The sequence below is a fragment of the Cupriavidus sp. AU9028 genome (assembly GCF_019795295.1).
GTDB lineage: Bacteria > Pseudomonadota > Gammaproteobacteria > Burkholderiales > Burkholderiaceae > Cupriavidus.
Genome location: NZ_JAIMCG010000014.1, coordinates 54,299 through 65,117 on the forward strand (window position 1 = coordinate 54,299; position 10,819 = coordinate 65,117).

General features: G+C 66.8%; 8 protein-coding genes. 4 read left to right on the forward strand and 4 right to left on the reverse strand.

All coding sequences use genetic code 11. The features are described from left to right. The first annotated feature begins 3 nt into the window (after positions 1-3). The 3 genes from K6V06_RS15620 to cheZ all read left to right on the forward strand — a co-directional run bounded on the left by K6V06_RS15620 (position 4) and on the right by cheZ (position 2,220). The gene (locus K6V06_RS15620) at positions 4-1,080 is read left to right on the forward strand and encodes a chemotaxis response regulator protein-glutamate methylesterase (protein ID WP_222244873.1); all 1,077 of its coding nucleotides are present in this window, start codon (positions 4-6) and stop codon (positions 1,078-1,080) included. A 94-nt stretch (positions 1,081-1,174) separates the two neighbouring features. Beyond that, positions 1,175-1,570 carry a chemotaxis response regulator CheY gene (cheY, locus tag K6V06_RS15625; RefSeq protein WP_222244874.1) on the forward strand — a complete coding sequence of 132 codons (396 nt, stop codon included), beginning with the start codon at positions 1,175-1,177 and terminating at the stop codon, positions 1,568-1,570. Between the two features lie 11 nt (positions 1,571-1,581). After that, on the forward strand, positions 1,582-2,220 hold the full coding sequence (gene cheZ / locus K6V06_RS15630; RefSeq protein WP_222244875.1) for a protein phosphatase CheZ: 639 nt from the start codon (positions 1,582-1,584) through the stop codon (positions 2,218-2,220). Positions 2,221-2,291: 71 nt separating this feature from the next. Here cheZ and K6V06_RS15635 read toward each other — a convergent pair whose 3' ends face one another. Together K6V06_RS15635 and K6V06_RS15640 are read right to left on the reverse strand one after the other, a co-directional pair. Continuing rightward, on the reverse strand, positions 2,292-4,328 hold the full coding sequence (locus K6V06_RS15635; protein WP_222244876.1) for a hypothetical protein: 2,037 nt from the start codon (positions 4,326-4,328) through the stop codon (positions 2,292-2,294). 335 nt (positions 4,329-4,663) lie between these two features. Beyond that, a complete protein-coding gene (locus K6V06_RS15640) occupies positions 4,664-4,852 on the reverse strand; it encodes a hypothetical protein (RefSeq protein ID WP_222244877.1) in 189 nt (62 codons plus the stop codon). A 349-nt stretch (positions 4,853-5,201) separates the two neighbouring features. Here K6V06_RS15640 and K6V06_RS15645 point away from each other — a divergent pair, with 349 nt between their 5' ends. Beyond that, positions 5,202-7,217 carry a S9 family peptidase gene (locus tag K6V06_RS15645; RefSeq protein WP_222244878.1) on the forward strand — a complete coding sequence of 672 codons (2,016 nt, stop codon included), beginning with the start codon at positions 5,202-5,204 and terminating at the stop codon, positions 7,215-7,217. A gap of 10 nt (positions 7,218-7,227) precedes the next feature. Here K6V06_RS15645 and K6V06_RS15650 read toward each other — a convergent pair whose 3' ends face one another. Together K6V06_RS15650 and K6V06_RS15655 are read right to left on the reverse strand one after the other, a co-directional pair. Continuing rightward, positions 7,228-8,502: a ferritin-like protein gene (locus tag K6V06_RS15650; RefSeq protein ID WP_222244879.1), complete on the reverse strand. Its 1,275-nt coding sequence runs from the start codon at positions 8,500-8,502 to the stop codon at positions 7,228-7,230. Positions 8,503-8,677: 175 nt separating this feature from the next. Next, on the reverse strand, positions 8,678-10,759 hold the full coding sequence (locus K6V06_RS15655) for an F-box protein (protein WP_222244880.1): 2,082 nt from the start codon (positions 10,757-10,759) through the stop codon (positions 8,678-8,680). Between the last annotated feature and the right edge of the window lie 60 nt (positions 10,760-10,819).

Below are 10,819 nucleotides of genomic sequence, written 5' to 3' on the forward strand. Positions count from 1 at the left end.
CTCATGACCGCCGCCGCCAAGATCAAGGTGCTCTGCGTGGACGATTCCGCGCTGATCCGCAGCCTGATGACGGAGATCATCAACAGCCACCCCGACATGGAGGTCGTCGCCACGGCGCCGGACCCGCTGGTGGCGCGCGATCTGATCAAGCGACACAACCCCGACGTGCTGACGCTGGATGTCGAAATGCCGCGCATGGACGGGCTCGACTTCCTCGAGCGGCTGATGCGCCTGCGCCCGATGCCGGTGCTGATGGTGTCGTCGCTGACCGAGCGCGGGTCGGAAATCACCATGCGGGCGCTCGAACTGGGCGCGGTCGATTTTGTCACCAAGCCCAAGCTGGGCATCCGTGACGGCCTGATCGAATACAGCGACACGATCGCCGACAAGCTGCGCGCGGCATCGCGTGCCCGGGTACGAGCGGCGGCGGCGCCCGGTGCGGAACCGCCCCCGGCGGCGCCGATGTTGCGCAGCCCCTTGCTGTCCACCGAGAAGCTGATTATTGTCGGCGCCTCGACGGGTGGCACCGAGGCGATCAAGGAATTCCTGATGCCGCTGCCGCCGGACTCGCCCGCCGTCATGATCGTGCAGCATATGCCGGCCGGATTCACCAAGTCCTTCGCGCACCGGCTCGACGGCCTGTGCCGGATCAAGGTCAAGGAAGCCGAGCACGGCGAGCGGGTGTTGCCCGGGCATGCCTACATCGCGCCCGGCGACCAGCATCTGCTGCTCGCGCGCAGCGGCGCGAACTACGTCGCGCATCTGTCGCAGGACGGACCGGTCAACCGGCACCGCCCTTCGGTGGACGTGCTGTTCGACTCCGCCGCGCTGCACGCGGGCAAGAATGCCATCGGCGTGATCCTGACCGGCATGGGCCGCGACGGCGCGCGCGGCATGATGCGCATGCGCGAGGCCGGCGCCTACAACCTGGCCCAGGACGAGCAGAGCTGCATCGTGTTCGGCATGCCGAAGGAGGCGATCGCCGCCGGCGGCGTGCATGAGGTAGTACCCCTGCAGGCGATGAGCCAGCGTGTGATGGCGCGACTGGCCACCTTCGGGCAACGCGCCCAGCGCGTTTGACGGATCGGGAGCAGGGCGTGCCGGGGCAGGGACGGCGCGCTGTGCTCCGGAATACTGAAATCATCCACAACCGTATCGTATTGGAGTCTTAACAGTGGACAAGAACATCAAGATCCTGGTGGTCGATGACTTCCCGACCATGCGTCGGATCATCCGCAACCTGTTGAAGGAACTCGGTTTCAACAACGTCGAGGAAGCCGAAGACGGCGCCGCCGGCCTGGAGAAGGTCAAGGACGGCAGCTTTCAGTTCGTCGTTTCCGACTGGAACATGCCGAACATGGACGGGCTGACGATGCTGCAAGGCATTCGTGCCGATCCCAATATCGCCAAGACGCCGGTGCTGATGGTGACCGCCGAGGCGAAGAAGGAGAACATCATCGCGGCCGCGCAGGCCGGTGCCAACGGCTATGTGGTCAAGCCGTTCACCGCCGCGACGCTGGATGAGAAGATCACCAAGATCTTCGAGAAGATCGCCAAGGAAGGTGCATAAAGGTAGCGGCCATGTCCACGACTCCCAACAACAATATTGAATCGGCCGAGCAGATCATCCAGCGTATCGGCAGCCTGACGCGCATGCTGCGCGACAGCATGCGCGAACTGGGGCTCGACAAGGAAATCGAGCGGGCTGCCCAGGCCATTCCGGACGCGCGGGACCGACTCAGCTATATCGCCAACATGACCGAGAAGGCGGCCGAGCGCACGCTGACCGCGGTCGAGCTCGCACAGCCGATCCAGGCCGGCCTGGAGAAGCAGGCCGACGCGCTGGACAAGCGTTGGGAGGCCTGGTTTGCCCAACCGGTCGAACTGGGCGATGCCCGCGAACTGGTGTTGGACACGCGCGCCTTCCTGACCGACGTTCCGGTGCAGGCACGTGCCACCGGCACCCATCTGCTCGACATCATGATGGCCCAGGACTTCCAGGACCTGACCGGCCAGGTGATCAAGAAGATGATGGACATGATCCAGACGCTGGAGCAGGAACTGCTGCAGATGCTGCTGGACAATGTGCCGGCCGAACGCCGCCACGAGGCCGCGCCTGCCACGCTGCTCAACGGGCCGCAGGTCAATCCGGAAGGAAAGACCGACGTGGTCGCGGATCAATCCCAGGTCGACGATCTGCTGGCCAGCCTCGGGTTCTGAGGGCGGGCCGAGGACGGCCCCCTCTGTCTCGTTTCTCGTTGTATCTCGTCGTATTGCAAGGGGCCACCGACTCAGGCCGGTGGCTCCTTGCGCTTGGTGCCGCCCGCAAGCGGACGGTCGCTTGCGGGCAGCTCCTGCACCGCTTTCGCCAGGGCGTTGCGCCATGGCTCGACGGCATTGCAGCGCCGCAGCAGATCGTGCAGAGACTGCAGCGCGGCGCCACGGTACTCCGCGGGGACCGACATCACGGTCTTCCACGCTTCCGGCATGATCGCGGGAAGGTCAGACGCGCGGCCCAGGCGAGCGAGCGCGGCGCACGCGGTGGTCACGACGGCTGCCTTGGGCGCGTCGTTGCCCGGCTGCCAGGCGCGGATCTCCCGCAAGATCCAGCAGATGACCGGGGAAGGCGGTGGCGGGTTTTGCTGCGAGACCGAGCACAGCAGGGCGCCAGTGCTGCGTATCGACAGCATGCCGATTGCCGCCGAGGCCAGGGAGAGCGCCTCCTCCATGGTCTGCGGCCAGCGCGCCAGCACGCAGTCCTGCGGCCGTGGCGATGCGTCGGTATCGATGGGCAGCATGTTGCAGATGACATCGCACTTTGTCACCAGCGCGCTTGCCACGGCCATCAGGGGCAGCTTGCGCACCGGCCCGGGCAGGGCCACGACCTGATTGACCAGATCCGCCCAAAGGCGCGGGCTGGTGAAGGCGTAGTCATGGCTCGCCATGGCGGCAAGCACCTGGGCGCGCTCGGCGTCGTTCAGGGACGCGGCCAGCGCCAGCAGCCTGGTGGCGCACTCCTCCACGTGATCGGCTTCGATCAGGCTGTTGGCCAGTGCCAGAGCCGGTGCAAACCGCTGATCGGGCGCAAGCCGCGCCGTCTGTCCGAGCACGGCCAGCCAGCGGGACGGCCAGACCAGCTCCCTGGGAACCGCGGGATCGCGTCGCAGCAGCGAGTCGGTGAAGGTGGAAGCCAGTGCCTCCAGCAAGGGCGGCTGCACGTCCGAGGGCATCTGCTCGCAAGCTTGAAAGGCGGCGCTCCAAAGCGCCGCAACCTCTTCTGCACGCAGCCCGTCGCTGTGTACCACGGCGGCGCGAAGCAGGCGGGCGCGGCCGGGTGGGGGCAGATCGGCGCCGGTTGCGAGGATCTCCCGTACAAATCCCGCAGGCGGCTCGCTGTCGGCATCGGGCGCCTGTTCCAGCAGCGCCGACAGCAGATCGGCGGCCTCCTCGGCCGACGCCTGGGGCAGCATGACGGCACACATCTGCAGCCATGCGGCTTCCTCCTGCGGCGCCGATTCCGGGCCGCCGTGGCGCAATTCAAATAGCGGGTATGCCGCCAGCGCGGGGAACAGGGCGCGGCGCCGGACTTCCGGCAGGTTCCTGCATTGGAGCAGCAGGGCTTGCCAGACCGGGCGCCGCTGCGCAGGGCCGCATGCGCTGTAGGCGTTCTCGTCGCCGACAGCATGGGCCAGTGCTTCCAGCAGTCCGTGGCAATTCGGAGCGTGGCGCGTTTTCTTGTCTGCCAACATCCGCGACGCCAGATCCAGCCCCTCCTGCACGATCGCTGTCCAGCGCTCGGGCACTGCATCGGAGGTCTGATTCAACAGGGCGGCCCACAGCAAGGCCGCGTCCTGCTCGGGCAACGCTGCACATATCGCCTGCCACTCGTGGACCGACCGTTCGTTCGCGCCAGTGTCTCCAGTCGCATCCAGCCACCGCGCCAGCAGCGGCCCACGCTCGGAGGCGCCGAGCGCCAGCACGGCGGCCAGCGGAGGAATGCGCGCGCGCGGCACAACAGACCATGGCGCCGGCGCCCCGCGTCGCCACCGTTCGAGCTCGAATTCCCAGCCGGGATTGCCGCCGAACTCCGGACGCTCGCTCAGGAACTTCTCTACCCCCATCTGCATCGAGGGATGCATGGTCCGTTGATGCTCGATCATCAACCTCATCAGCGCATCGCGCTGGTCCTGCGGGAGGCGTTCGACTTCCCCGGCGAGGCCGATGAAGCCGCCTGGCGTGACCATCCAATGGATCCTGGCCGCAAGACGCACGCCGCGCAGCGCACCGTCGGCCAGCACGCGGTGCACGCTTGTCGAGGCCTGGCTCATCGCAATCAATGCGTTCCGGTCCAGCCATGGCAGGACCTGTGCAAGCACGCAGTCAGGGAGTGTATCGAGACGCAGAGGGGGAAGCGTCTGTGCGGTTCCGGTGGGCGGCTCGGAAGAGGAAGGAGAGGGAGTCTGAGAGTACCAGCTGGGGGGAAGAAGAGACAGGGAATCGACTGGCATGACGCGGACAACGCGAGAAGAAAAAAAGACTCAAGCCTAGGTCCGCCCGCATTTACCAGCTATCGGATTGAATCGAATCCTGTGAAATTCTGCAGGGAGCTGCGAGACAACAAGGGCGACGCAAGCGCCGCCCTTCTAACGATCAGCGAACCCGATTAGCGGTTCTGCTGGTTCTGCTGGTTCTGCTGCTTTTGCTGATTCTGCTGCTTGTCCTGCTGGTTCTGCTGGTTTTGCTGGTTGTTCTGCTGGTTTTGCTGGTTGTTCTGCTGGTTTTGCTGGTTGTTCTGCTGGTTCTGCTGATTGTTTTGTTGGTTTTGCTGGTTCTGCTGGTTCTGCTGGGTCATGACTTGTCTCCAGGGACAACGGGGTCGGACGGGTGTCCGTATCATCTGTCGCAGAGACCGTGCCAGCGTTGCGCAGCCTTGAATTCGCACCGAAAGTAGTGGACCTCGCCACATTTGCCCGCTTGCGGCGATGGCCGGGGCCGCAAGAGTTGGAAGGCTTACCGCTCATTGTTTCAAACCTGGTTCACTCGGAGTTGTGCTGCTCGGCGTCGCGAGGCGGCGGCCTTCCCAGCGAAATCGACGCGACCGCTCTATCGCACCCGTCATCGCACCCATTTCCAGAACGCCGTATCGGCATGCTCCTTGCTGCCGTTGCTGGACCGGATATCCCGGGAGACGCGGAAAGGACATGAGGGACGCCATGCAGGAGCGCTTTGAAGCCGACGACATTTATCTGTATCAATCCATCCCGGAAATTTCCGGGTCTGCAGCGACCGACATGATTGCCTGCACAGTCATGGAGGTGAACCGGGAAGCAAATTCCTATCACAGCGCGATATGGCTGTACCCGGCAGACGGCGGCTCCGCCATCAAGATGACGGCGGGCACCGCCCAGGACTGCATGCCGCGCTGGTCCCCCAACGGACAATGCATCGCCTTCCTGTCCAGCGCACCGAATGGATCCATGCAGGTTTTCCTGATCCATATGCAGGGCGGCGAGCGCAAGCAGACCACCTTCTTCGAGAAGAACGTCGTGGACATGTCGTGGTCGCCGGACGGCAGCCGGCTGCTGGTGGTGGCCACGCTGGCAATGGACCCCGTATCGGCCAGCGGTCCCGGCATGCGTGTCGAGGAGGGCGGGCCGGAGATCGTCTGGCGTCTTCCATACAAGGCTGACGGCATGGGCTATCTGCTCAATCAGCAGACGCACCTGTTCGTCGTCGAGATCGACACCGGCGATACCGTGCAGCTGACGCAGGGGCCTTTCGACGTGACGAGCGCGGCGTGGTCGCCGGACGGCGAAGCCATCGTCTACTCGCGCAGCCGCGAGGGGCGATGTGCCAACGCGGCCGATATCTGGTGCATGGATGCGAACGGCGGCAATCCTCGCCGCCTGAGCACCGACGTGGCGACCGCGCAGTTTCCCATGTGGACGCCGGACGGAAGCAGGATTCTCTTCACCGGGGGGATCAACGAGGGTGACTCCCAGGTCCGGCTGTGGGCCATCGACTGGCCCTCCGGCCATGTCAGCCGCCTCGGGGACGACAATCTGGAAGTCGTCGACGGACAGTCGCTGATCTGGCACGCGTCCGAGTCCGGTGACGGGATCTACCTGATCGCGGCCCGGCACGGGCTGCAGGAAATCGGCCGCGTCGCCGTGCCTGGCGGCGAATACCAGACCATCGCCAGCGGCCCGCGTCACATGCAGGCGCTTGCCCGCACCAGCGGCGGTCGGCTCGCCTTTGTCGCCGAGTCGCCGTGCGAGGCGAACCAGCTTTCGATCTGCGACGCCGATGGCGCCAGCGAACGGCAGCTGTCGCAGCTGAACGGATGGTGGTACGAGCGCCGGCAGCCTCATCTCGAAAAGCGCGAGTTCGAGGTGCCGGACGGCGACGGCGGTTGGGAAACGGTCGAGGGCTGGCTGCTGCGTCCGCCTGGTCCGGTTCGACCCGGGCCACTGCTGATTGACGTGCATGGCGGGCCGGCCAGCTATGTGCTGCTCGCCTACTCGTCGCGTCCTTACTGGAATCCACTGGTCGCGCGCGGCTGGACTGTGCTGGCGCTGAACTGGGCGGGCTCGACCAGCTATGGGCGCGAGTTCGCCTCGCGGCTGCGCGGACGCTGGGGCGATCTCGATCTGCAGCAGAACCTGGCGGCCGCCGACCAGCTGCAGCGCGAGGGCTTGTGCGACGGGCGGCTGGCCATCGCAGGCAAGTCCTACGGCGGTTACGCGGCGGCCTGGGCCGTTGCCACCACCAGCCGCTTCCGGGCGGCGGTGATCTCCGCGCCGATCACCAATCTGGAGACGCACTACGGCACGTCGGACAGCGGCTACTACTCGGACCCGTACGACCTGACCAGTACGCCGTTCGACGGCGAGCACAACTATCGGTTGCCGTCGCCGGCGAAGTACGCCTCGAATGTCCATACGCCGGTGCTGGTGGTACAGGGCAAGGAAGACCAGCGCTGTCCGATCGGGCAGGCCGAGGACTTCTTCGTGCGGGTGATGCGGCACGGTAATGCACCCGCCGAGATGCTGCTGTATCCGGGAGGCTCACATCACTTCTACGAGTCCGGCCCGCCGGCTTACCGCGTCGACGTGGCGCAGCGCCTGATCAATTGGGTGGAGCGCTGGATCACCGAGCCGCTGCCCGTGGAGGAGCGCGAGGATAAGCAGGAGCAGCAGGAGTCGGCCACCTGCTGATGCGTGCGCGCTAGTGCTCGAAGGACTGCGCCATCTGGCGGATCGCCGTTGCGATGCCAGACAGGTCCGGTGCCATTCGCTCCAGCGCTGGCGCGCCGTCCGCCAGCTCGTGCAGCCGCTCGGCCATCAGCACGGCTTCCGGCAAGCCGCGGAAGAACGGTTCCACGCCGCGCAGCATGGTGAAACTGAGCCCCGCGTGTACACCCGGTCGATCCGGACTGGCCGGTATGCGCGCCAGCGCGGACGCAACCTTGCCCAGCACGTGCATCAACCCGATGGCGGCCGACAGTGTGCGCGCCTGGGCGTCGGTCTGCTCCGATGGCTTCAGGCCGGTGCGGCCGAACGCCTGTACCAGGCATTGCAGCAGCGCACCGTAGCAGGCGTTGCCGAAGTCGAGCATGCGTGCGGCGCGTGGGTCGTCAACGTACACCTTGCCCTCAGGCTCTGGCGGGTTGCGCATCACCGGGTTCTCGGCAGCCGGCCACGCCGGCTCGAAGGACGGGTTGAGCGCACGCAGCCGATGATATTCGTCGCGCATTGCGCAAAAGCGCTGATAGTGCGAGTCCTCGCGATCGGCGGGCGAGCCCTCGCCCTGCTCGATGATGGTGTCGATGGCGGCCAGCGCCGAAGGCAGGTCCTCGATGGTCGCCACGCCGTCGAGATCGACCGCCTCCTTCCCCACCTGGCAAGTGACGGGACCGATGAACAGCCTTGCGTCGCCCATCCGCTCCGATGCCGCCTTCAGATTGAGGCGCAGCGCCTCGTACAGCGAGCCGACCGTCTCGTAGTCCTGGATGCTGGGCATCAGGCCGTGATACGCCTCTTCACGATGATAGGGGACGAGCGGCTCGAAGCCGGCGCCGTCCTGCAATTCCACGCCCACCGGCCGCTCCAGGTACACGAAATGGTCCAGCGTCGCCGCATCGAAGGGGGTGAGCTTGAGCACCATGTCGGCGGGGAAGTAGCCGGGCGACACGGGGAAGTTGGGGCGATTGAAATGGGGTCGGCCGCCGATCGCGATGGACAGGTTCGCCACCAGCAGCAGGTGGACCATCTCGTCGATCGCAACAGACAGGATCGACTGCCGCCAACGCTTGACCGCATCGGCTTCCTCGCCCGTCAGTCCGTCGGCTTCGCCGCGCTTGAGGCTGAACGCGGCATAGAGGTAGCAGCACATCAGCGCATGCTCGACCTCGGCCGCTTCGGCCAGCAGGTGGAACAGCTGCTCGCGCCCGCCGATCACGACATCGGCTTCGCCGTGGGGAGCGGCAATGGTGTCTTTCATGGGAGTCCCGGTGAGGACCGGCATCGCCGGCCGTGCGCCGCCGCACCGGCGGCGTGCCGTTCCATGGTAATGACGTTGGACACGGCCATCTGTCGGACGGCGCCTGATTGCCGTGCCAGTCTGCGGCGCGTGGCCAGGCTACTATGGCGGCACTTGTGGCGGCACTTTTCTTCGTTCAGGGCTGGTGGGGCCTGTTGGCGGCGGGCGGCGGCCCGCCCCGATCCGCGCGCGGCACGGGTTCCAGCAGGCAGCGATAGGTCGCATCGTGGGCGGACCGGCGGTTCGTGCGCGCCGCCAGGTCGGACCAATACAGCAGCGCGCCGCCGCGCCGGGCAGGCGGCAGCGAGGCGATCTCGCCGGCGAGCATGGCCAGCGCGCTGTCCGCGTCCTCTGGCGGGCACTCCTGGGCCGCGAAGGCGCACGCCCGGGTCACGATCAGCGCCTCGTGACGGCCTGATGGTGGCAGCGACCGCGCTTCTTCCAGCAGCCATTGCAGCGCCGGGGCGAACCATTTTTGCTCGTCCAGCGTATCGGCGAACTGGACCAGCAGCCGCAGGCGCGTCATCTCAGGAAGCTGGCGCAAGAGCGCCGACAGCTTGCGATGCGCATCCTGGCGATCGGCCGGCCACTGTGCCCAGGACGGTCCATGCGCAGAAGGCGGCAGCGTCGCAGACGCGTCGCGCGGCGTGCCGTGGCGCTGCACGAAATAGGCCAGCGCCCGGATCAGCGCCCGGGCGACGATGGTCTTGTCGCCATCGGAAAGCGCCGCGTAGAGGATCATCATGTCGCGCCACAAGTCCCGGTTCCTGCAGTAGTTGGGATGGTGTATCAGCCGGTCGAGCAGTTCCGCCCGTTCGTTGCCGGGAACGGGGATGGCCAGCTGCAGCAGCCGTTCCCCGGGCCGCAGCCCCGGCGGCGCACATGCCATGCTGCACGAGAGCGCGACCAGCGGCAGGCCTCGCCAGCACGGTGCCAGGTCTTGCACCCGGTGCAGGATCGCGAGCCACCGCTCTTCTGCGTCGGCATCGTCGTCCCCGTCGGCCGGGGTGGTCCACGGCACATGCAGCGCGAGGGCGGCAAGTAGCGGCGAGCGCGTGGCGTCGGTGGTCAGCCTGTCCGCGGCGACGGCGACGCCGTTCCAGATCAGCGCATAGCAATCCGCATCCCAGTACGACGGCGTAGCGGACAGCACCTCGCTCAGCACGCCGGCGTACAGCGCCTCGGGCAGCCGCGCCGCCGCCTGCATCGCGCGAACGACGAGCGGAAGGCGTTCGATCCGGTGATCCTGTTCGTCCCGGTAAGGGTCGGCCACGATGGCGGACAGCACCGCTGCCGTGTCGGCCGGCAGGGGAAGGAGGAAGGCCGCCTCGACCAACCGCGCGCAGCGTGCCTCGAGTTCCGCGGCCTCCGCGCCGGCATAGGCGGCCAGGCTCAGCCAGGGGGCAAGCTGCCGCAATACCGGGCAACGCCGTTCCACCGTCAGGTGCTGCGACAGATCGAGCAGGCGGTCCCAGAGCTGGACGCGCGCCGGGGCCAGATCCTCATCCCGGGTGGACGGTTGGTGCAGCGCCTGCGCGATCGCCGGCAACAGCAGGGCCGCGGTCGATTGCCCGTGCTCGCCAGCGAGCGCCGCCTGCGCGTCGTCGCAGGCGGCGCGCAGGAAACCGGCCCAGCCGTCGTCGTCGTCGCGGGCACGCGCGGCCTGGGCAGCCAGCAATCGGGAACGGTCCGGTTCCGGCAAGGGGGCGATGTGTTGGCGGCAGTCGGAAAGGGGGAGGCGGTCCAGCCGGTCGCGCAGCAGCGTCTTCGCGCACGGCGTTGGCAGCAGCGGTTGTATCGCCCGACGTGCCTGCGGTTCCAGGTCCGGATGCAGGGTCGACATCTGCCTCAGCAGAACCTGCACCGGGTCGGTCCGCAGCGGCTTGCGGCAGGCATTGATGCGTGCGGCCGCCTGTTCGGCGTCGCTGGCGGTGACGATCCAGCGGATGCTCGCCTTGACAAGAAGTGCTTGCGCGAAGGGCGCGGATGCGCTCGCCCATCGCCGGCATGTATGGCGAAAGGCGAGCACCGCGTTGTCGTCGAGAAATGCAAGCACGCGGTGCAGCGGTTCGTCCGGTACTGCCTCCAGCGCAATGGCCGACCCGGAAAGCGTGGCCATCCCCGCTGCGGCCGGTGTATCGGTCCATGAATCGGTCCGCGAATCGCCGGCGGCGTGCAGGAAAGGGGCGGTGTGGGGCAGTCGCGCGTCGAGGGGCAAGATGGCGTTCCCGGCAGTGGCGTGGATCGGATAGCCTGAATCCATGATCCACAAAACGAC